The sequence below is a fragment of the Nocardia sp. NPDC058518 genome, from assembly GCF_042719655.1.
Classification (GTDB): Bacteria; Actinomycetota; Actinomycetes; order Mycobacteriales; family Mycobacteriaceae; genus Nocardia.
Genome location: NZ_JBHXNJ010000012.1, coordinates 14,414 through 35,386, shown reverse-complemented (window position 1 = coordinate 35,386; position 20,973 = coordinate 14,414). Strand labels below are relative to the sequence as shown.

Genomic DNA, 20,973 nt, shown 5'->3' with positions numbered 1-20,973 from the left:
TCAGCTCTTCTCCTTCTTGGCGCCGTAGCGGCTGCGCGCCTGCTTGCGGTTCTTCACGCCCTGGGTGTCGAGCGATCCACGGATGATCTTGTAACGGACACCAGGAAGGTCCTTCACACGACCGCCGCGAACGAGCACCATGGAGTGCTCCTGCAGGTTGTGGCCTTCACCGGGGATGTACGCCGTGACCTCGATCGCGCTGGTCAGGCGAACACGCGCGACCTTACGGAGCGCGGAGTTCGGCTTCTTGGGGGTGGTGGTGTACACGCGAGTGCACACGCCACGACGCTGCGGGCTCCCCTTCAGGGCCGCAGTCTTGGTCTTGGTGACCTTGTCGCGGCGACCCTTGCGGACCAGCTGGTTGATGGTTGGCATAGACCGGCTTTCCTTATTGGTAATTGCGCTTGGTGTGCAGTGTCTTGCAGTTCATCGAGCTTTCACTCGCACGTCAGACCACGTTTCCGTTAACCCGTGGTCGGGCGTGTCGCGGTGGCGCTCAGTGCCCTTTTCAAGGCACGTTGGAACGTATCGGCCGCTTTCGCTGGCCTACGTTCACACACGAACTTGCCCGTAGCAATCCGGGCACAGGGATCTACGATACCCACCTGCCCGATTCGGGGTCAAAGCGGGGGGCCGCGTCAAGCCTTCTACCGGGCGAGATCCAGAGTCAGCTCGACCAATTTCTGGGCGCCCGCGCACGGATCGGGGTGAGCCGAGCCGGGCCGGTAGTTGATCCACCAGCCGACGACGCCGACATCGGCGGCCGGTGCGGTGACGCCGCAGGAGTCGTTGTCGCCCGGCCGACGCACCTGCAGCGCCCTGCGGCCCTGCACGGTGATGTCGCCGGAGAGGTAGCCCAGCTTGTCGTTGGTGGTCTTCTCGTTGTTCAGGGTACCCATCTCGTACCAGTTGAGGCTGACCATGGCTCCCCCACCAGGTGCGTCCTCGACGTCCCACATGCAGACGGCACCGCTGAAGGAGGCACCGACGATCTTGGCGTTGCCGACGATCTCGCCGATCTTGTCGGGGGCCACCACCTCGCACTCGCGCAGTAGCTTGTCGAAGTCGGTGTTGATCGACTCCCCGCCGCCACCCTGGCCCAGCGGCTGGGCGGTGCCCTCGATCTTCTGGCCGCAGCCCGCCAGCGCGAGGGTGAGCATCAGCGCGGCGACGGCGATCCCGCCCGCCCTCACTTCAGCCGTCCCACGGTCAGCTCGGCCAGTTTCCTGGTCCGGTCGCACGGGTTCCCGCCGGTGGCGAAGAGGCCGGTGGATATCGACCATTCGAAGAAGTCGTCGTCGAGTTGCACGGCGAAGTCGCAGACAGTGCCCTCCGGCGCGAGTGCCTGGAAGCCGGGGTGGCCGCCGACGTCGACGGTCTCCGGTGCGCGGCCGACGTTGGACACCCATGCCTTCTCACGTTCGATCGGACTGCCACGGTAGGAGGCGAAAGTGACGCTGGGCGAAGATAATCCGGCCGCCTGCCAGTTGCAGCCGGTCGCGTTCTTGTAGACCCTCGCGATCTGGCCGAGGCCGGCCAGGGTGCGCACTTCGTCGTCGGTGACGTGACCGCACTCGCCGACGAAGGGGCCGAGTGAGGCGACCTTCGGTGGTGGTCGATTTGGCCCTGTCGGCGTATCGGAGTCGCCCCCCGATCCGCACGACGTCAGCATGACGACCAAGGTCATGCCGGTGATGATCGCCGAGGGGATCCGCATGCCATGAACTCTAACCGGCGGCGCGGTCCGGTCACAGGTTGCCGCGGGCCTCCTGTTCGCGTTCGATGGCCTGAAAAAGGGCCTTGAAGTTGCCTTTTCCGAAACCGAGTGAGCCGTGTCGCTCGATGAGTTCGAAGAAGACGGTGGGTCGATCGGTGAGAGGGCGGGTGAAGATCTGCAGGAGGTAGCCGTCCTCGTCGCGATCGACCAGGATGCCTCGGCGCTGGAGTTCGCCGACCGGGACCCGCACGGCACCGATCCTGGCGCGCAATTCCGGGTCCTCGTAATAGGTGTCGGGAGTTTGCAGGAATTCGACGCCCTCGGCGCGCAGGGCGTCGACGGTGGTGAGGATGTCGCCGGTGGCCAGGGCGATGTGCTGGACGCCGGGGCCGCGGTAGAACTCGAGGTACTCGTCGATCTGAGAACGCTTGCGGCCCACCGCCGGTTCGTTGAGCGGGAACTTCACGCGGTGGTTGCCGTTGGCGACGACCTTGCTCATCAGCGCGGAGTACTCGGTGGCGATGTCGTCGCCGACGAACTCGGCCATGTTCGTGAATCCCATGACGCCGCGGTAGAAGTCGACCCAGCGGTCCATCATGCCGAGTTCGACATTGCCGACCACGTGGTCGATCGCCTGGAACACGCGCTTGCCCGGCTCACGGGTGGAGGTGCGCGCGATATAGCCGGGGAGATAGGGGCCGACGTAATCGGAGCGGTCGATGAGGGTGTGTCTGGTGTCGCCGTAGGTGGCGAGTGCGGCGGAGCGGACGGTGCCGAATTCGTCGGTCTCGTCATGGGGTTCGACGAGGATCGTCGCACCGTGCTCGCGGGCCCAGGCGATGCAGCGGTCCACGTCGGGGACCTCGAGCGCGATATCGACGATGCCGTCGCCGTGGCGGTCGTGGTGTGCGACGAGTGGGCTGTCGGGGTCGACCGCGCCGGTGATCACGAACCGCGCTCCCCCGCTGCGCAGCACGAACGACTTGTGGTCGCGATTGCCGGTCTCCGGCCCCGAATATGCCTCGAGTCGCATGCCGAACGCGGATTGCAGGAAGTGGGCGCTCTGGGTCGCGTTGCCGACAACCCAGACGAGTGCGTCCCACCCGATCACCGGAAACGGATCGACACTGTCGTCGTGCTCGATCAGCCCGACGAGCTGCTGCTCAATGGTCATGACCTAGGAAATCGCGTCATGCCACAGGTGGGCAACTACCCCATATTTGCCTGAACAGGCTGGCTCGAGAAGCCACCGAATGCGCACAAATGGTGGACAATTTGAATAGCAACCGGACATGGAGGTCTTCTCATGCGCACGCCCGCGAAACTGGATGAGCTCGACCTGGCGATCCTCACCGCGATGCACGAGTTCCAGAAGGCCGGAATTCTCGAGCTGTCGCGGCGGACGAAGGTCGCGCGGGCCACGGTGCAGGCGCGGATCAACCGGATGGAGGAATCCGGGGTGATCGCCTCCTACGACCCACAGATCGATGTCACCGCAGCGGGTTTCGATGTCCAGGCGTTCGTGACCTTGGAGATCGCGCAGGGAGCGCTCGACCTGGTGAGCGCGGAGCTCGCGGCGATTCCGGGGGTGGTCGAGGCGTACGCGACGACCGGGTCCGGTGACGTGCTGTGCCGGATCGGGGCCGATTCACACGCCGGGTTGCAGTCGGTGTTGCTGAGCATCGACCGGACCGGGTCGGTGGTGCGGTCGCACAGCGTGGTCGTGTTGTCGACGGTGATCGCGCGCCGCACCATGCCGCTGCTGCGTACCCTGGCCCCCTCGGGTACCGCGAAGGCGCCCGCCTATCGGACCGAGCACCCCCGCTAGGGTTGCCGCTGTGACGGCGAGCAGCTCCTCTCGAGTCTATGACGGCCGCCCGGTCGATGATCGCCGGGCGGATCGACGGGCACAGTTCATCGCCGCCGGGCTCGCCGTGTTCGGCGAGCACGGCTACCAGGGCAGCTCCATCACCGGAGTGTGCAAGGCCGCCGGATTGGCGCGCGCGCAGTTCTATGAACACTTCGACAACCGTGAGATGTTGCTGCTCGCGGTCTACGACCTGATCCAGGCCGACGCCCGGCTCGCCGTGACCGAGGCGCTGGCAGCGGTCACCGATGCGGACGCGGCCACCCGGGCGCGAATCGCGGTGCGCGCCTATGCCGAGTCGATCGGCAGCGATCCTCGGCGCGCCCGGGTGTCGTTCGTCGAGATCGTCGGCGTGAGCGCGGGCGTGGAGAAGCATCGGGTCGAACAGCGTGAGATCTGGGTGCAGTTCTTCACCGCGGAGTTGCGACGGACGCTCGGGCAGGATTTCGTTCCGGCGGGCGGATATCGCGCCGGCGCAACGGGTTTCATCGGCGCATTGATGGCGCTGGTGCATCAGTGGAGTACCGGCGACCCGACCGGCGGGCCCGCTGCGGCGCGCGCCGAACTCGACGACCTCGTCGAGGTCCTCACCCTCTTCCTCATCAGCCTGATGTAGCTGCCCCGGCCTCGGCCGGGCACGCCGGATCTCACGTACCCGAGCCGGCGAGTGAGCCAGCGCATTCGCGCGAACATTTGAGACGGGCATCACTGCTGTGTCATAGTGATCGAAATGTTAGACGCTGGTGTCTGACTCAGGAGTGGATGGAGCGAGGCGTGACCTCCTCGAAACGGATTTCTCGCGGCTTTGCCGGTCTAGCAGCGGGAATCGCGACTCTGACGGTGTTCACGGCGACACCGGTGGCAGCCGACCCGGTCGTCGTGCAGCCGACCGCGGCGGTCCCGCTGCCGCCCGAGCTGGATCCGGGCTTCTACCGCCCGTCCCCGGAGCTGTTCGCCGGAAAGGCTCCCGGCGAGATCATCGCCGCGCGGCAAGTGAACGTGGCGAACCTTGGCTTGATTCCGGTGAACGTCGATGCCTGGCAACTGTCCTACCGATCGAACAACAGCCGTGACGAAGCGATCGCCGCGGTCGCGACCGTCTTGAAACCGCGGGGATCAGCGCCCGACAAACTGCTGTCGATGCAGGGCGCGGAAGACTCGCTCGCCGGATACTGTGCACCGTCCTACGCCATGCAGCAGTGGTCGGTGGCCGCGCTGGCCGGCCAGATCGTCACACCGGCGGAGTTCGTGATCGCCCAGGGCGCGGTGCAGCAGGGCTGGGGCGTGGTGATTCCCGACCATCAGGGGCCCGACGACGCCTTCGCGGCCGGGCCGCTCGCAGGCCGAATCACCCTCGACGGCATCCGCGCCGCCGAGAACTTCGAACAGATGCGACTCTCACCCGACGTGCGCGCCGCGCTGTTCGGCTACTCCGGCGGCGCGATCGCGACCGGTCACGCGGCGGAGCTGAAGCAGAGCTACGCCCCGGAACTCAACATCGTCGGCGCCGCCGAGGGCGGTGTACCCGCCGACCTCGGAGCCATCGTGGAGGTCGGCAACAACCAGCTGTGGTCGGGCATGATCATGGCGGCCATCCTCGGGCTCGCCCGCGAGTATCCGGAGTTCGCCGACCTGCTGAACCGCGACCTCGATCCGTTCGGCCAGGCGCTGGCGCAGGTGAAGGGCAAGCTGTGCGTCCAGTACAACACCATCCTTTTCCCGTTCCTGAACATCACCGGGATGCTGCGAGTACCGGGTGATCCGTTGGAGCACCCCGTCGTCCGCGATGTGCTCGACAAGACGCGCATGGGTAAGTCCCTGCCGGATATGCCGATGTTCATCTGGAACGCCAACCCCGATGAGCTGATTCCGGTCGGCCCGGTGAACACCCTGGTCGACACCTACTGCCAGAACCCCGATGCCCAGGTCCGCTACACCCGCGAGCACCTCGGCGAGCACATCACCACCCAGCTGTCCGGTGTCGCCACCGCCCTGCTCTGGGTCCGTGACCGCCTGACGGAGTACCCGCCGAGGCGGGATGCAGCATCAAGGACGACACGCTGATGGCGCTGAACCCGGAGGGTCTGAGCCTGCTGGCCGCCACCTTCGGCGAGACGTTCGCGTCGTTCTTCGGCAAGCCGATCGGCGTCAAGTAGCCGACGGGGTCACTGCCGGGCGAGCCTGGTGAGCAGGCCGTGCACGTGCGCCTCGGCGGCGGCGAGACCGTCGAGGACGGCGCGGACCGCGAGCACATCGCGGATGCGGTCGTCGTCGACGGCGGGTGTCCAGCTCTGCTCGGTGTGTTGCCTCGACGTTAAGGCGCTGTCACGGGCGCAGGTCCGCACCCGGTGCCAGGATCTCCACGACCGGCTCGCTCTCGGGTTCGAGGAAGGCCAGCAGCGCCACCGCCTCCGGTTCCACCTGCGCCGCTTCGGCTTTCGTCCAGTCACGATTCGGGCTGACGCACAGCCGGGCGGTGCCACCGTTGACGAAGATCTTGTACATCCCGGCAAGGAAACCGTCGATCAGGATCGGCGAGACATTGGTCGTGAAGGTGCGCAGGGGCGGTGCGGAGGTGTCGCCGACGATGCGGGAGCGGTCCTTGTGCGAGAGCAGGGCGTTGTCGAACCAACCGAGCAGCCGGACGGGGGCCGGCAGGTCGGGATCGGCGAGTTCGAGGTCGGCTGCGTCGTAAAGGGTGCGGCCGCGGTCGTCGGTGTAGGTGCGGACCCGGTCGCCGAGTTCGGTGACGGCCTGCTTCATGGCAGGCAGCCGTGACCAGGCCTGCATGTCCATCGTGCTCGCGGGACCGAACGCGCGCAGGTAGCGCAGGATCAGTTCCGATGCCGGGTAGGTCGGGTCGAGTGGTGCGCCCAGCCAGGGCTGGATTCGCGACCAGACCGGGCGGCTGTTGTCGCGCCAGCGGCCGCGCGGCGGCGTTTGCAGGACGGGGAGTTGGTACAGCCAGGTCTGCATGACGGCACCGGGGTCGCGGTCGGAGTAGCAGCGGGTGGCTGCGGCGCGCAGGTCCGCCGTCGACATCGGTTCGTCGCCCAGCGCCGCCTCACCGTGCGCACGCACCTCGTCGGGGTCGAGGCCGACCATCGCGCCGAAGTTGAAACCCTTACGGAACGGCGCGTTTTCCAGAACCGGCTGGATGTGGGGTGCGATGCGCAGCGCGTCCGGCGGCGTGACGAGGTGAATCGTGCCGCGCATCAAGGTGATCCGGACGAGTGACCGGTCATCGAGGCCGTTCGTCACCGTCGCGGCATCGAAATCGGCTATCCGACTCCATAACCCGACGAACGGTGGCGGTACGTCTTGCGCCTGCAAACCGATCAGATGGTCACACATCTGGGCGGCGGTCAGCGTGGAGCGCTCCAGCAGATGCTGCCGGGCCAGCAAGGTCCGGTTGAGCGTTCGATTCGACAGCTGCATTCGAGTTCCTCCGTCGGCCCGCGATGATCCGCCGACATTACCGCCGACCGCTGACATCCGGGTCAGCGCAGCTGCACGACCACCTTGCCGGTGGCGGTCCGGTTATCCAGTGCCGCAACGGCTTCGGCGGTGCTCTCCAGCGGGTACAGCACCGGATCGGGGGCGGGAATCGCGCCGGAGGCGAGCAGCGGCGCGATCTCGGACCACTGTTCGGCGAGGTAGGTGGGATGGGTCATCACCCATTCGCCCCAGGCGGCACCGACGACCTCCACGTTCTTGAGCAGCAGGCGATTCACCTTCACCGTCGGGATCTCCCCCGCGGTGAAGCCGACGACCAGCAGCCTGCCGCCGCCCGCCAGCGAGCGCACGCTATCGGTGAAGCGGTCGCCACCGACCGGGTCGAGGACGATATCGACGCCGCGCCCGCCGGTCAGCTCCTTCACCGCGGCGAGCCAGCCGTCGGTGAGTACTACGTCGGTGGCGCCATTGGCCTTGGCCACCTGAGCTTTCTCGTCGGTGCTCACCACCGCGATCACCCGGCCCGCGCCGAGCGCCTTGGCCATCCGCAGGGTGGAGGTGCCGACCCCGCCTGCCGCGCCGTGCACCAGGACCGTCTCGCCCTCGGCCAGCCTGCCGCGCTTGGTCAGGCAGAAGTGGACGGTGAGGTCGTTGAACAGCACGCCCGCGCCCGCTTCGAGGGAGATGTTGTCGGGCAGCGCGAACACGGCGTGCTCGGGCGACACCGCCACCTCGGCGACACCGTTGCCCAGCATGGTCAGCGCTGCGACCCGGTCGCCGGGGCGCAGCGACGACCCCTCCGGTGCCTCGCGCACGACCCCGGCCACCTCGCCGCCGACGACGAAAGGCAGGCCCGGCTTCATCTGATAGAGACCGCGCGTCATCAGCACATCGGGGAAGGCGATGCCCGCGGCGTGCACGTCGATCAGGACACCGCCCGGATAGGCCACGGGCTCGGGCAGCTCGACGATCTCGATCGCCGACGGTCCGTCCAACTTGCCGATCTGGGCTGCGCGCATTTCCGACACCTCTCTGCGATGACATTCACCCGCGAACATAACCCGGCGAGCGGTTCAACGATGGGCGAACTCGGTCACCGTTTCGCTGAACGGCGGTTTACCTGGAACGGTGATGGTGAGACCGTCGGCACTGAGCAGGTACTGGGTGCCGTCGGTGTAGTTGGTCGCGATGAACGAGCCGTCGCCGTTGGGCACCGGATCGTTGAGCGTGATGACGGCGCCGTCATTGACCCGGACACCCTTGTAGTAATAGCGCTGATCACCGGTGTGGCAGATGACCACTCGCGATTGGGTGGTGCGGGCGATGGACATCGCGGCGTCGTTGTCATGACAGCGCGGGCCTCCAGAAAGGAAGCCCTGACCGTCGGCGCCGGTGACACTCGACCGCAGCGGCGGGACGGTGGTTTCGGTGGGCAACTGTGCTGTGGAGGCATACGTCTGGCTCGCGGTGTCGATCACGGACGGTTCGACGACGCCGGAATCGAGCGATGGCGGGACGGCCACGTTGCGACGGTCATCGACGCTCATCATGAACCACACCCCGATGCCGACCGCCGCCAGCGCGATCAGCGAGCCCAGCGCGCCGACCAGCAATGGTGTCGCCGAATTACGTTGCGGGGGAATCGGTATCGGCGCCGATGGATGGGTGTACCCACTCCCCTGGCTGGGACCGACCACCCGTTGTGATGCCCGAACGACCGTGGACTCGTGTCCTGCCGCGCGTGTGGGCCGGGGTTCGGTCACGCGACGCATCGGCTGCGGTTCGGCCGATTGTGGGCCTGTCACGCGACGCGTCGAATTCGGTTCCGCGGGTTGCGGACCCGTGACGCGAGGTATCGGGGTGAATGAACCGGCACCGGTCGCGGATCGGGCCGGCCCTCGAGTTGTCGGCGACGACAGCGATCCGGCGGAGAAAGCCGCCGAAGCACGGGTTGCCGGCGACGACTCGGCCGACAGGGCCGCGGAGGCGCGAGTCGGCGGGGACTGTGAGTCTGCCGGGACGGCAGCCGCGCCACGGGTCGGCGGCGAGTGCGAGTCGCGCGAGAGGGCCGCCGAGTCCCGAGTCGGGGGCGACTGCGAGTCGGGCGAAAACGCCGCAGGGTCCCGAGCAGGGTGCGAGTCGCGCGGCAGAGCCGCGGAGTCCCGGGTCGGCAGGGGTTGCGAGTCGCGCGAAAGAGCCGCAGAGTCCCGGGTCGGCGGGAGTTGTGAGTCGGCTGGGACGACAGCGGAGCCGCGGGTCGTCGGTGGGGACGGCGGAACGTCGGAGCGGTGCGGTGGCGTCTGCGGGCCGGTGATCTCGATTCGAGGGCCGGATACCGTTGCGGGAGTGGAGCGCTCGGCCTGGATCAGCGCGGCTCTGGCGGCACGGGCCAGGTCGATGGGCGAGGCGTAGCGCTGGTCGGGGCGCTTGGCCATGCCGCGCTCGATAACCGGGTCGAAGGTGGTGAGCGTGGGATCGGCGGCGCTGGGGCGCGGAGCGGGCGCCATCTGATGCGAGCCGATCGCGCCCGCGAGGCTGTTCACCGGGAACGGCACCCGGCCGACCAGCGATTCGTAGAGCACACAGGTGAGCGCGTAGGTGTCCACCGACGCCGACATCGGCACGCTCTCGAACCGCTCCGGCGCCATGTACGCCATGGAACCGACCGCGCTGCCCGCGCTGGTGAGCTGCGGATCGGTGGCGGCGTGGGCGATGCCGAAGTCGACCAGATAGGCGAACAGGTTGCCGGTGAGCAGGATGTTGGCCGGTTTCACGTCGCGATGGACCAGGCCTGCCTCGTGCGCGGCATCGAGCGCGAACGCGATCTGCTCGATCACCTGCACCGCCTCGACGGGGGTGAGCTTGCCGTACTGCTGGAGCCGCTCCTTGAGATCGACGCCCTTGACCAGGCGCATGTCGATATACAGGACGCCGTCGACCTCGCCCCAGTCGTGCACCGGGATGACGTGCGGTTCCTGCACGCTCGCCATCGCGTGCGATTCGCGGCGGAAGCGCTGCACGAAGGTGGGGTCGGTGGCGAGTTCGCGGTTGAGCATCTTGAGGGCGACAACACGATTCTTGGAGGTGTCGTAGGCCTCGTAGACCTCCCCCATACCGCCGACTCCGATAAGTCTGCGAATTTCATAGCGCCCGAACATCGAGCCCGCCATTGCTCCGCCGGCCATTCAAGCAGGCTACCTGGGCGCGGATAGGTCTGTCATGTAGGACAACCGCGCTCCTACCCCCTTGGTGATCGTCACCTGGTACCCCTAGTCCCGACTCGCCGCGAGGGTGTGATCTGCGACCCGTAAAGTCGTCTACAGAACTACGCAAGAAGTCGCGGCGCACCCTGGTGTGCCGCGCAAGGAGCACACGTGTCACTCGATCAGCCACTGGCCCCGCTTCCCGAGGAGGGCACGGGTTTCGCCACGGCGTGGCCTGTCCGGGCCGGCGACGTGGATCCTTATCAACGACTGCGCCTGGATGCCGTGGCGCGCTACCTGTCCGATATCGCCTGGGACGAGCTGAATCAGACGGCTCTGCATCTCACCGATCCCACCTGGATCGTGCGCCGCACCGTCATCGACGTGATCCGCCCGGTCGTCTGGCCCGATCACGTGCATCTCGAGCGCTGGTGTTCGTCGATGTCCACCCGGTGGACGAACATGCGCACGCGGATCACCAGCGAACGCGGCGGGCTGATCGAGACCGAGGGATTCTGGATCAACCTCAGCGAATCGAGCAATCTGCCCGCCCGGATCAGCGACGACGGCCTTGCCTACCTGGCCCGATCCACCGACGAGCATCGCCTGCGCTGGCGGCCCTATCTCACCGATCCGGCGCCGCGCGAGAGCGATACCGACCTGCCGTTCCCGGTCCGCGCCACCGATATCGACCAGTACAACCACGTCAACAATGCCTGCTACTGGCAGGCCGTCGAACAGTTCCTCGTCGACTTCCCGAAGCTGGTCGCCGGACCGCACCGCGCCGTGATCGAGTACGTGGCACCGGTGCTGGCCCGCGAGCACATCACCGTGCGCGCCCGCCACGAACCGGGTGACCGGAACGGGCAAACGGTGCTGCGGCTGTGGTTCGTGGTCGGCGGCGTCACCACGACCGTCGTCAGAATCATGCCGCTCCCCCAATAGCCCCGGACCCATCTAGGGACCGGGGCCATCGGCTACTACCCCTTCGCGGCCTTGAGGAGGTCGGCGCGGGTCGTGAACTTGACCCGCGGCCTGCCTGCCGCCTTGCCCGCGGTCTTCTCGGCCTGGTCGATGGTCTTCCAGCCCTTGCGGTCGACCAGATCGGGCTGACGCTGCGCGAGCAGTGCGCGCAGGGCGGCCCGGTCGCCGGTCGGTGCGGTGAGTTTGCCCGCGATGAAGTCGGCGATCACCGCTTCGACGGTTTCCTCGGCATCGACCCGGTTGGAGCCGATCACCCCGCGCGGGCCGCGCTTGATCCAGCCGGAGACATAGACGCCGGGGACGGGCTCGGTCGCATCGAGGACCCGGCCGTGCTCGCTGGGCACCGTGCCGCGGCGCTCGTCGAAGGGCAGGCCTGCGACGGGCACGCCGCGGTAGCCGATCGCGCGCAGTACCAGTCCGGTGTCGATGGTTTCGGTGCGGTCGGTGGCGGTGGCCACCAATTGCCCGTTCTCCTCGGTCAATTCGTTGTGCGCGAACTCGATCGCGGTGACCGCGTCGGTGCCGTGCACCGCGGTCGGCGCGGCGAGGTAGCGGAAGACGATCCGCTTGTTCGCCGGGTCGGACTTCGCCGTCGAATACTCTTGCGCGAGTTCGTACTTCAGGCGCAACGAGGGTTCGATGTTCGGATCGTCGAGCACCGCACGGCTGTGCGGGTCGAGTTCGACATCGGCGGGGTCGACGATCACATCGACGCCGTTGCGATGGGTGAGCGCCAGGAACTCCGGCGAACTGTAGGCGGCCTGCAGCGGGCCGCGCCGACCGAGGATCACGACCTCGCGAATCTTGCTGCGGCGCAGGGCGTCCAGCGTGTGGTCGGCGATATCGGTCTTGGCGAGCTCGTCGGGGTCACCGGTGAGCACGCGCGCCACATCGAGGGCGACGTTGCCGTTGCCGACGATCACCGCGCGCTCGCCGGAGAGGTCGAACTCGCGGTCGGCGAAATCGGGGTGGCCGTTGTACCAGGCCACGAACTCGGTGGCCGAGTGGCTGCCGGGCAGGTCCTCGCCGGGGATGTCGAGCGAGCGGTCGCTCGAGGCACCGACGGCGTAGATCACCGCGTGGTGGTGGTCGAGGAGCTCCTGGTGATCGATGTGCTCACCGACCTCGACATTGAGGTAGTACTGCAGCGAGTCGCGACGGAACGCCGACTCGAACATCTCGGCGACGCCCTTGGTACCCGCGTGATCGGGGGCGACGCCCGCGCGCACCAGACCCCACGGGGTCGGTAGCCGGTCGAACATCTCGATCTCGACGTCGCTGCGCCGCAGCAGTTCGTCGGCGGCGTAGCAGGCCGCGGGGCCCGCACCGACGATCGCGACCCGCAGCGTGCCCAGACTCTTGGGCGGGCGGGCAGGCGTGCTCAGCGGGTCGAAGTTCGACTCGAGCGGGTGGCGCTGGAAGTAGGCCGCGTTGATCTCGCGATACCTGGCCAGCGAGGCGAGCAGGTCGTCCTCGGAGAAGATCGCGTCCACCGGGCACGCGTCGACGCAGGCACCGCAGTCGATGCAGGTGTCAGGGTCGATGTACAGCATCTCCGCCGTGGCGAACTCCGGTTGATCCGGAGTCGGGCGGATGCAGTCGACCGGGCATTCGGTGACGCAGCTGGCGTCGTTGCAACAACGCTGCGTGATGACGTAGGCCATAGGGTGCAGATCCTCGAAATGTGTGGTCGGTGGCTCGAGGCGCCGCCGGGACGGGCCCGCGGCGGGTGAGCCGCGGGCACATCATCGGTGACGCACCTTTCAGTGTGCCTCGAGTGTGACCGCGACCTCACCGCTGCCCAGGATTACGGTGGTCTCATGGTGGCGACCCTGATCTTGATGCGGCACGGAAAATCGGCCTACCCCGACAATGTCGACGACCACGCCCGCCCGCTGGCACCGCGTGGCGAGCGCGAAGCGGCGCTGGCCGGCGCCTGGCTGCGCGCCTCCCAGCCGCCGATCGACGCCGTGCGCTGCTCGACGGCCGAGCGCACCAGGCAGACGCTGGCCGCCACCGGCATCACGGCGCCGGTCGAGTACACCGACGACATCTACGACGCGAACCCGCACACCCTGATGGAACTGATCGGGCTCACCGACGACTCGATCTCGACGCTGCTCGTCGTCGGCCACGTTCCAGGGATCCCCTGGACCGCGTGGGAACTGGCGAGCAACCGCGAATCCGATCAGGCGACCGAACTCAGCCGCAAGTTCCCCACCTCGGCGCTGGCCGTGCTCGAATTCGACCGGCCGTGGGCACAACTGGGCCCCGGAACGGGCGAACTCACGTCATTCCACGTCCCGCGCTGAGTCACGCGGTGGCTCACTTCAGCAACTTGCCGCCGACGACGATGCCCACCCCCAGCAGCGCGAGGAGCAGGAACGCGACGAATCCGTTCGTCAGCGCCCAGACCACGCCTAGCACGAGTACCACCGGCGCCACCGCGATCGCGGTGATCACCGGGCTCTCCTTGACCGTTTCCCAAGCCGAGCGGGCCCTGACGCGGTCGATGTCCTTACCAGCCATGTGATCCACACTACGTTTCTGCGGCACCCCGGTACACACGCTTGGCGCGCACGGACATGTGATCCGCGCCTTGTTTCTGTCGGACCCCGCAACGATGCTTGACCGCATGGAATGGAAAATCGAACTCGTTGCCATCCCGGTCACCGATGTCGACCGGGCCAAGGATTTCTACACCAGCATCGGCTTCAACGCCGATCACGACCACACACCGAGCCCGGAGATCCGGTTCGTGCAGCTCACTCCGCCGGGTTCGGGATGTTCGATCTGCATCGGGCGCGGGCTCACCAGCGCCGCGCCGGGCAGTGTCGAGGGCATGCAGATGGTCGTGGCCAGCGCCGACAAGGCCTATGAACAGCTGATCGCGGCAGGCGTGGAAGCCACCCCCGTCGAGGACATGGGCTGGGGCCGGTTCACCTTCTTCGCCGACCCCGACGGCAACAAGTGGGCTATCCAGGAGCTGCCGAACTACAGCTGAATTCGCCCGCCCGTGAGAATAGGTCTTGCTTGGAGTGCACTCCAGGTGGATAGCGTCTGAGGAAGTTCCACGGGAAGGGACGAGCACGATGGATCAGGACGCAGCGCTACGCGCCGACAGCGACGACGAGCACGAGCGCCCGAGGTATTCGATCGGCCAGGTGGCGCAGCAATCGGGCCTGAGCCGCGACACCTTGCGCTGGTACGAGCGGATCGGGCTGATGGGCTACATCGGTCGCGATCACACCGGCAACCGCCGGTTCAGCGACCGCGACCTGGAGTGGCTGGCGCTGATCGGGCGGCTGCGCCTGACCGGCATGCCGGTGGCCGACATGATCCGCTACGCCGAACTGGTACGGGCAGGTGAGCAGACCTACCCGGAGCGGCTGGAGATGTTCCGGCAGACCCGATCCGACGTGCTCGACAAAATCGCGGAGCTGCGACAGACCGTGGCCGTTCTCGACTACAAGATCGCCATCTACGAAGGCCGATCCGATGTGGTCCGTCCCGCCACGATCACCGTGCACACGAACGAAGGAAGCGACACATGAGCACCACCGCGACACTGCCGACCACCACTCTCGGCACCGACGGACCGCTGGTCGGTACCCAGGGGCTGGGCTGCATGGGCATCAGCGAGTTCTACGGTGATACCGATGCGGCCGAATCGCGGGCCACCCTCGACCACGCACTCGAACTCGGCGTCACCCTGTTCGACACCGCCGATGTGTACGGCTCCGGCCACAACGAGGAATTCCTGGCCGATTTCGTCCGCGCCAACCGCGAAAACCTGCTGATCGCCACGAAATTCGGCATCGTGCGCAAGGCCGACGACCCGTCCTTCCGCGGCTTCGACAACTCCCCCGCCTACATCCGCGCGTCGGTCGAGGCCAGCCTGCGCAGGCTCGGCGTCGACACGATCGACCTGTACTACATGCACCGGCGCGATCCCGCGGTGCCGATCGAGGAGACCGTCGCCGCGATGGCCGAACTCGTCGCGGCGGGCAAGGTGCGGGCGCTGGGGTTGTCCGAGGTGACCGGTGACGAGCTGCGCGCCGCGCACGCGGTGCACCCGATCGCGGCACTGCAGTCGGAATGGTCGCTGTTCTCCCGCGACGTGGAACGCACCGCGGTGCCCGCCGCGGCCGAACTGGGTGTGACGTTCGTTCCGTACTCGCCGCTGGGTCGCGGTTTTCTCACGGGCGCGTTCACCTCGGCGAAAGATCTGAGCGACAAGGACTTCCGTCGGTTCCAGCCTCGCTTCACCGGCGACAACGCCGAGCACAACGCCGAATTGCTCGCGCCGTTGGCCGCGATCGCGGCGGCGCACGACATCACCCAGGCCCAAGTCGCCCTCGCGTGGGTGCATGCGAGGGCGGGTGCGCACAACGTGTCCGTGGTGCCGATCCCCGGTACCCGCAAGCGGACCAGGCTGGCCGACAACGTCGCCGCGGCGTCCGTGCGTCTGTCATCCGACGAACTGGCGACGCTGGAACCGATCGCCGGACACGTGGCAGGCGCCCGGTACGCGGATATGTCGTTCACCTCGGCCGGGCGCGAATAGGATCGCGGCCATGACCGATGCCACCGCCGATCCGCAGCGCCGCGTCGTGCGCAACGTGGAGAAGAACCGCTACGACGTGTTCCTCGATGACGAGCTCGCCGGCTTCGCCGAGTACATCGAGCGCGACAACGACACCGATTTCATCCACACCGAGATCGACGACGCGTTCGCGGGCAAAGGGCTCGGCGGGGTACTCGCCCGCCAGGCCGTCGAGGACGTGATCGCGCGCGGTCGCACCATCACCGCGCACTGCCCGTTCATCCGCGGCTGGCTGGACAAACACCCCGAGTACGACGCGCATGTGGTGGGCAAGGGCATCCTGCCGTGAGCGACATGGAGGTCGACCCGGACGAGTCGCTGTGTGAGCCGTCGCCGCGCCCGGGTCCGATCGCCGAGTTGTATCCGGCCAGGGAGGTCCCGCTCGGCGGGGTGCGCGGGGTGTACGTGGAACGCACACTGCCGCAACGGGATCTGCCGACCGTCGGTGCGTGGTGTTTCCTCGACCGGTTCGGTTCGGCCGCCGCGACCGAGGCCGGCGCCTCCCCCGACATCCTGCCGCACCCCCACATCGGCTTGCAGACGGTGACCTGGCCGCTCGACGGCCGCATCCGGCATCGCGATTCGGTCGGCTCCGACGTCGAGATCGAGCCGGGACAGCTGAACCTGATGACCTCCGGTCGCGGCATCGCGCATTCGGAGTTCGGCGTGCCCGGCGCCGAAGCGGGCCACGGCCTCCAGTTGTGGATCGCGCTGCCCGGCACCGCCACCGGCATCGACCCGCACTTCGAGCAGCATCGCGAACTGCCGACCTACGCAGCGCCGGGACTGCGCGCCACCGTGCTGATCGGCGCGCTGGGCGGTGTCGCCTCACCCGCGAAGGCCTACACACCGATCGTCGGGGCCGACATCGTGCTCGATCCCGACGCCGAGGTGTCGCTCCCGCTGGATCGCGCGTTCGAGCACGCCGTGCTGGTGATCGAGGGCACGGTGACGATCGACGGCACCGAACTCACCCCAGGGCCGCTGCTGTATCTGGGCACCGACCGCGCCGAACTGCGCCTTTCCAGCTCCGACGGCGCGCATTTCGCGCTGGTCGGTGGCGAACCCTTCGCCGAGGAACTCGTGATGTGGTGGAACTTCGTCGCACGCAGTCACGAGGAGATCGTCGATGCCCGTGCGGCGTGGGAAGCCCGCGATACCAGTCGCTTTCCCACCGTCGTCGGCCATTCCCCCGACGAGCGGATACCCGCCCCGCCCCTGCCTCCGTTGCGTTTGAAGCCACGCAAGCGAGCGACCGGCTGCACTCACCTCTGACCCGGGATCAGACCACGCGGGAACCCGATGCGGGCTCCCCGGCGCCGCATCGGGTTCGCGCGTTCAGCGACCGCCGGCCAGCAGGGCGTCGAGGGCGCGGTAGCTGTCGTTGAGGCCGACCTCCATGCCCGAGTCGAGCATGCCGGCGCATTCCTCGGCCGTGTGGAAGATGCTGTCGGTGGCGACCCTGGTGCGGCCGTCGCCGAGATCGGTGAAGGTGGTCGAGTCGATGCTGATGTGGGCGGGCATGCCGTCCCATTCGAAGGACTGCACGATGCGTTCCTTCGGGGTGATCTCGCGGAAGCGGCCTTCGAATCCGTAGGACTCGTCGCCGTCGTGTTCGACGAACCGCCAGTGCCCGCCCTTGCGGAACTCCCAGCGCTCGACGTCGACTACGTGTCCACGGCCCCACCAGCGCGAGAGCTGCTCGATGCGGCTGTAGGCGTCCCACACCCGGTCCAGCGGCGCGTCGAAATCGCGTTCGATGTGGACTTCGCGGTCCGAGGTGGAGGTGATGACCGCGTCATTGGTGGTTGTACTCATTGCTCTGGCTCCGTTCGTTGCAGGAATTCACCGAGACGGTCCATCCGGGCCTCGAGCATCTGCCGATAACCCTGCATCCAGGCCACCTCACGATCGAAGACGCGCTCGGAGATGCGGCAGTACCGCACCCGCCCACGCTTCTCGGTGACCACCATGCCCGCGTCCTCGAGCAACCCGATGTGCTTCTTGATGCCGGTCAGGGTCATCTCGAACCGCTCGGCCAACTCGCTGATACTCGCGGGCCCACGTCCGAGCTGCTCGAGGATGCCCCGCCGTGTGGGGTCCGCGAGCGCCCCGAACGAGGCGTCTAGGAAGTCATACTGAACCATCTAGTTCAGTATTATGCAGCGGTCCCATCTGGTCAAGGCCCTTTCGGCAAAACCCTGGACGTGCCAACGGATTCACTACTACGCTTTGTCGTAGAACGTGGTGGGAAAATCATCGAGGGGGAAGAACTCATGGACAAGACCGCTTGCTGCATCGTCGGCGGTGGCCCCGCGGGCACGATGGCCGGACTACTCCTGGCCAGAGCCGGCGTCGAAGTCACCGTGCTGGAAAAACATGCCGACTTCCTCCGGGATTTCCGCGGCGACACAGTGCACCCCTCGACCGTGCGGCTGATCGACGAACTGGGGCTCGGCGCCGAGTTCGCCAGGTTGCCGCGCTCCGAGCTGACCCGGATGTGCATGTACGCGGGCGACCGCATGGTGGTCGCGGCCGATCTCACGCGGATTCCCGGCAAGTACCGCCACATCGCCATGGTGCCGCAATGGGACTTCCTCGACCTGCTGACCAGCGCCGCCGCCGAAGAACCGTCCTTCACGTTACGCATGCGCGCGACCGCGATCGGGCTGATCGAGGAGGCGGGCCGGGTGGCAGGCGTGCGCTACCTCGATGCCGGTGGTGCCGAACACGCGTTGCGCGCCGATCTCGTGATCGCCTGCGACGGACGCGATTCCGTGACGCGCGAGGCCGCGGGCCTGCGTCAGCGGATGGAGGACGTGCCGATGGACATGTGGTTCTTCCGCGTCCCCAAAGCGGTGGACGATATCGACGGCGGAGCTGTGCAGGCCCGCTTCACCAGCGGCAACTCCGCGGTGGCCATCGATCGCGGCGACTACTACCAGACCGGCTACATCATCGAGAAGGGCTGCGACACAGCGCTTCGCACCGCGCACGACGTGGGGTGGCTGCGTGATCGCGTCACCGAACTCTTCGGCTGGTCCACCGAGGCGACGGCGGCGATCCGGACCTGGGACGACGTCAAGCTGCTCGAGGTCACGGTGGGCATGCTCGACCGGTGGTATGTGCCCGGCCTGCTGTGCATCGGCGATGCCGCGCACACCATGTCACCGGTCGGTGGGGTCGGGGTCAACCTCGCGGTGCAGGACGCCGTGGCGGCCGCGCGCATCCTGGCGCAGCCACTGCTCGACGGCACCGTGCAGACAGCCGACCTGGAAAAGGTGCAGCGCAGGCGGATGCTGCCCGCGAGCTTCACCCAGCGATCCCAGCGTGGCGAGCACGACATGCTCATCGGACCCGCGCTGCGGGGAACCCTGCACACCGCGCCGCTGCCGCTGCGCGTCGTCGACGCCGTGCCCGCGCTCGCCGGACTCACCGCCTACCTCGGCGGCATCGGCCTGCGCCCCGAGCACGCACCGGAGTTCGCGCGACGTCCACCGACCGGCGCCGAACCGTCGAGCGCGACACGCTGATCCGCCCTACCGCCCAGCCGGCGCTCGACTTTCCGAAACGGGCCACAACGGCTAGGTTTGCCGCGACGAACGGGACTAATCGGACCGGATTGAGCAGCAGGAGGCTTGCGGGATGAGGATCGGCACTGGGGTCGGGGCGGCACTGCTCGCGCTGGGGGTCATCGTGGCAGCGGCCGGAAACGGGCACGCCGAGCCCACTGCGGTTGTCGCCGAACAACCGACCCCGGCACCTTCGCTGCGCGGGGTGGACAAGGGCCTGAACTACCAGGTGAGCGCGACCGACGATCGGCGCGCGGTGGTCACCAGCATCGACACGGGGCGGTTCCAGCTCGTCCACGACGCGAAAGTTGTCGCGGTGACCGATGAATCGGGTGCGGTGCTCGCCGCGCTGCCGATGGTCGTGCGCGTCGGCGAGCACGCGGTGCCGCTCACCCCGTCGATCGACGAGAAGGGCACCAGCCTGACTCTCACCCCGATCAGCGAATCCACCGCACCGGTGCGCGACATCAGCGCACAGGAACGCTTCTTCGCCGAAACCCAACGCCTGCAGCCGAAGATCATCGAGGGCGCCGCCATCGGAGCAGCCATCGGTTTCGTTCTCGGTTTTCCGCTGGGCCTGTTCATTCTGGACTTCATCACCGTCCCGGTCGCCACGGTGGCGGGCGCGGCGATCGGCGCGCTCGCCGGGTACGCCTTGGCAGGTGGTCAGCCCGCGATCGACACCGCGCTGGCCTATGTCACCGGGGCGCCCTGATCGCCTATTGCGTTGTAGGGCTGAGTAGCTGGGTACCGATCACGCGCAGCAGCGCCATCTTCTCCGCCGCGTCGGTGCCGGGGCGCGGCAGGTAGACGAGCAGTCGCTGGGCCGCGTTCGGGGTGAGCAGGGTTTCGCAGATCGTATCGATCAGACCGATCTCCGGGTGCAGGAACTGTTTGGTGTCGGAGATACGCACGGCCACTTCGTGTTCGTTCCACAGCTCTTCGAATTCCTCGCTGGTGCTGCGTAATTCGGCGATGAAACCGCTGACCTCGGCGTCGTCGGCCCGGCGTGCCGCGGTGGCGCGCAGATCGGCCACGTGACTGCGGCTCATCCTGGGCCAATCCGATTCGGGGAAAAGCGTTCTGGCCGATGGATCGGTGAACCAGCGCCAGGAGTAGAAGCGGTCGAGGCCACGACGGGTGCTGTGGTCGCCCGCCAGCAGGCTGTGCATGCGGTTCTGCACGAGGACCTCGCCGAGATCGGTGATCACGGCGGCGGGGATGTCGTCGAGTTTGTCGAGCATGTGCAGCAGTCCGGGACCGACATGCTTGTCGCGCAGCCCGCGGTCCGGGGATTGATGGCCACACAGGTGGAACAGGTGGTCGCGTTCATCGGCGCTCAGCCGGAGCGCGCGGGCCAGCGCGGCGAGCACCTGGGTGGACGGGCGTGGACCGCGGGCTTGTTCGAGCCGGGTGTAGTAATCGGCCGACATGCCGGTGAGCAGGGCGACCTCATCGCGGCGCAGGCCGGGGGTGCGTCGGCGCACGCCGGGCGGCAGGCCCACGTCGGCGGGGGTGAGCAGTTCCCGGTGACGGCGCAGGAAGTCGGCCAGCTCGGATCGGTCCAT

General features: G+C 67.5%; 25 protein-coding genes. 13 read left to right on the top strand and 12 right to left on the bottom strand.

What is annotated here, in order from left to right; genetic code table 11:
• The 4 genes from rpsL to hppD all read right to left on the bottom strand — a co-directional run bounded on the left by rpsL (position 1) and on the right by hppD (position 2,891).
• Positions 1-375: a 30S ribosomal protein S12 gene (gene rpsL / locus ACFWPX_RS20890; protein ID WP_056814220.1), complete on the bottom strand. Its 375-nt coding sequence runs from the start codon at positions 373-375 to the stop codon at positions 1-3.
• Between the two features lie 272 nt (positions 376-647).
• Positions 648-1,193: a DUF3558 domain-containing protein gene (locus ACFWPX_RS20885; protein WP_378928763.1), complete on the bottom strand. Its 546-nt coding sequence runs from the start codon at positions 1,191-1,193 to the stop codon at positions 648-650.
• On the bottom strand, positions 1,190-1,717 hold the full coding sequence (locus tag ACFWPX_RS20880; RefSeq protein ID WP_378913277.1) for a DUF3558 domain-containing protein: 528 nt from the start codon (positions 1,715-1,717) through the stop codon (positions 1,190-1,192). The genes ACFWPX_RS20885 and ACFWPX_RS20880 overlap by 4 nt, the downstream gene beginning before the upstream one ends.
• A 31-nt stretch (positions 1,718-1,748) precedes the next feature.
• Complete coding sequence (gene hppD / locus ACFWPX_RS20875; protein WP_378913276.1) at positions 1,749-2,891, bottom strand: 4-hydroxyphenylpyruvate dioxygenase; 1,143 nt, start codon at positions 2,889-2,891, stop codon at positions 1,749-1,751.
• A gap of 132 nt (positions 2,892-3,023) precedes the next feature.
• Between hppD and ACFWPX_RS20870 the strand changes: the two genes are divergently transcribed.
• From ACFWPX_RS20870 to ACFWPX_RS20855, 4 genes are all read left to right on the top strand, one after another.
• On the top strand, positions 3,024-3,545 hold the full coding sequence (locus tag ACFWPX_RS20870; RefSeq protein ID WP_378913275.1) for an Lrp/AsnC family transcriptional regulator: 522 nt from the start codon (positions 3,024-3,026) through the stop codon (positions 3,543-3,545).
• 10 nt (positions 3,546-3,555) lie between these two features.
• A complete protein-coding gene (locus tag ACFWPX_RS20865) occupies positions 3,556-4,200 on the top strand; it encodes a TetR/AcrR family transcriptional regulator (RefSeq protein ID WP_378928761.1) in 645 nt (214 codons plus the stop codon).
• Positions 4,201-4,358: 158 nt separating this feature from the next.
• On the top strand, positions 4,359-5,648 hold the full coding sequence (locus ACFWPX_RS20860) for a lipase family protein (protein ID WP_378928760.1): 1,290 nt from the start codon (positions 4,359-4,361) through the stop codon (positions 5,646-5,648).
• Between the two features lie 131 nt (positions 5,649-5,779).
• The gene (locus tag ACFWPX_RS20855) at positions 5,780-5,902 is read left to right on the top strand and encodes a hypothetical protein (RefSeq protein ID WP_378928759.1); all 123 of its coding nucleotides are present in this window, start codon (positions 5,780-5,782) and stop codon (positions 5,900-5,902) included.
• Positions 5,903-5,909: 7 nt separating this feature from the next.
• On the opposite strand, the gene ACFWPX_RS20850 is transcribed toward ACFWPX_RS20855, so the two are convergent.
• From ACFWPX_RS20850 to ACFWPX_RS20840, 3 genes are all read right to left on the bottom strand, one after another.
• Positions 5,910-7,022 carry a winged helix DNA-binding domain-containing protein gene (locus ACFWPX_RS20850; RefSeq protein ID WP_378928758.1) on the bottom strand — a complete coding sequence of 371 codons (1,113 nt, stop codon included), beginning with the start codon at positions 7,020-7,022 and terminating at the stop codon, positions 5,910-5,912.
• Positions 7,023-7,084: 62 nt separating this feature from the next.
• Positions 7,085-8,059, bottom strand: coding sequence for an NADPH:quinone oxidoreductase family protein (locus ACFWPX_RS20845; protein ID WP_378913270.1), 975 nt, complete (start codon positions 8,057-8,059; stop codon positions 7,085-7,087).
• 54 nt (positions 8,060-8,113) lie between these two features.
• Positions 8,114-10,225 carry a protein kinase gene (locus tag ACFWPX_RS20840; RefSeq protein ID WP_378928757.1) on the bottom strand — a complete coding sequence of 704 codons (2,112 nt, stop codon included), beginning with the start codon at positions 10,223-10,225 and terminating at the stop codon, positions 8,114-8,116.
• Between the two features lie 189 nt (positions 10,226-10,414).
• On the opposite strand from ACFWPX_RS20840, the gene ACFWPX_RS20835 reads away from it, so the two are divergent.
• Positions 10,415-11,188 (top strand): acyl-[acyl-carrier-protein] thioesterase, encoded by a 774-nt coding sequence (locus ACFWPX_RS20835; protein ID WP_378913268.1) that lies wholly within the window; start codon positions 10,415-10,417, stop codon positions 11,186-11,188.
• Between the two features lie 35 nt (positions 11,189-11,223).
• Here the strand turns inward: ACFWPX_RS20835 and ACFWPX_RS20830 are convergent, their stop codons facing one another.
• Positions 11,224-12,891 (bottom strand): FAD-dependent oxidoreductase, encoded by a 1,668-nt coding sequence (locus tag ACFWPX_RS20830; protein WP_378928756.1) that lies wholly within the window; start codon positions 12,889-12,891, stop codon positions 11,224-11,226.
• A gap of 156 nt (positions 12,892-13,047) precedes the next feature.
• On the opposite strand from ACFWPX_RS20830, the gene ACFWPX_RS20825 reads away from it, so the two are divergent.
• A complete protein-coding gene (locus ACFWPX_RS20825; protein ID WP_378913266.1) occupies positions 13,048-13,539 on the top strand; it encodes a SixA phosphatase family protein in 492 nt (163 codons plus the stop codon).
• 13 nt (positions 13,540-13,552) lie between these two features.
• On the opposite strand, the gene ACFWPX_RS20820 is transcribed toward ACFWPX_RS20825, so the two are convergent.
• A complete protein-coding gene (locus ACFWPX_RS20820; RefSeq protein ID WP_378913265.1) occupies positions 13,553-13,756 on the bottom strand; it encodes a hypothetical protein in 204 nt (67 codons plus the stop codon).
• 106 nt (positions 13,757-13,862) lie between these two features.
• Here ACFWPX_RS20820 and ACFWPX_RS20815 point away from each other — a divergent pair, with 106 nt between their 5' ends.
• From ACFWPX_RS20815 to ACFWPX_RS20795, 5 genes are all read left to right on the top strand, one after another.
• Entirely contained in the window at positions 13,863-14,231 is a 369-nt protein-coding gene (locus tag ACFWPX_RS20815) for a VOC family protein (protein WP_378913264.1), read from the top strand.
• Between the two features lie 88 nt (positions 14,232-14,319).
• Entirely contained in the window at positions 14,320-14,781 is a 462-nt protein-coding gene (locus tag ACFWPX_RS20810) for a MerR family transcriptional regulator (protein ID WP_378928755.1), read from the top strand.
• On the top strand, positions 14,778-15,794 hold the full coding sequence (locus ACFWPX_RS20805; RefSeq protein ID WP_378928754.1) for an aldo/keto reductase: 1,017 nt from the start codon (positions 14,778-14,780) through the stop codon (positions 15,792-15,794). Before ACFWPX_RS20810 ends, ACFWPX_RS20805 begins: the two co-directional genes overlap by 4 nt.
• Before the next feature lie 10 nt (positions 15,795-15,804).
• On the top strand, positions 15,805-16,122 hold the full coding sequence (locus tag ACFWPX_RS20800) for a GNAT family N-acetyltransferase (RefSeq protein WP_378913261.1): 318 nt from the start codon (positions 15,805-15,807) through the stop codon (positions 16,120-16,122).
• 5 nt (positions 16,123-16,127) lie between these two features.
• Positions 16,128-17,108, top strand: coding sequence for a pirin family protein (locus ACFWPX_RS20795; RefSeq protein WP_378928849.1), 981 nt, complete (start codon positions 16,128-16,130; stop codon positions 17,106-17,108).
• Positions 17,109-17,171: 63 nt separating this feature from the next.
• Here ACFWPX_RS20795 and ACFWPX_RS20790 read toward each other — a convergent pair whose 3' ends face one another.
• Together ACFWPX_RS20790 and ACFWPX_RS20785 are read right to left on the bottom strand one after the other, a co-directional pair.
• Positions 17,172-17,651 carry an SRPBCC family protein gene (locus tag ACFWPX_RS20790; RefSeq protein ID WP_378913260.1) on the bottom strand — a complete coding sequence of 160 codons (480 nt, stop codon included), beginning with the start codon at positions 17,649-17,651 and terminating at the stop codon, positions 17,172-17,174.
• Entirely contained in the window at positions 17,648-17,980 is a 333-nt protein-coding gene (locus tag ACFWPX_RS20785; RefSeq protein WP_378913259.1) for an ArsR/SmtB family transcription factor, read from the bottom strand. The genes ACFWPX_RS20790 and ACFWPX_RS20785 overlap by 4 nt, the downstream gene beginning before the upstream one ends.
• 129 nt (positions 17,981-18,109) lie before the next feature.
• Here ACFWPX_RS20785 and ACFWPX_RS20780 point away from each other — a divergent pair, with 129 nt between their 5' ends.
• Entirely contained in the window at positions 18,110-19,366 is a 1,257-nt protein-coding gene (locus tag ACFWPX_RS20780) for an FAD-dependent oxidoreductase (protein WP_378928753.1), read from the top strand.
• Between the two features lie 112 nt (positions 19,367-19,478).
• Positions 19,479-20,120: a hypothetical protein gene (locus ACFWPX_RS20775; RefSeq protein WP_378913256.1), complete on the top strand. Its 642-nt coding sequence runs from the start codon at positions 19,479-19,481 to the stop codon at positions 20,118-20,120.
• A gap of 4 nt (positions 20,121-20,124) precedes the next feature.
• On the opposite strand, the gene ACFWPX_RS20770 is transcribed toward ACFWPX_RS20775, so the two are convergent.
• Positions 20,125-20,973, bottom strand: coding sequence for a helix-turn-helix transcriptional regulator (locus ACFWPX_RS20770; protein WP_378928752.1), 849 nt, complete (start codon positions 20,971-20,973; stop codon positions 20,125-20,127).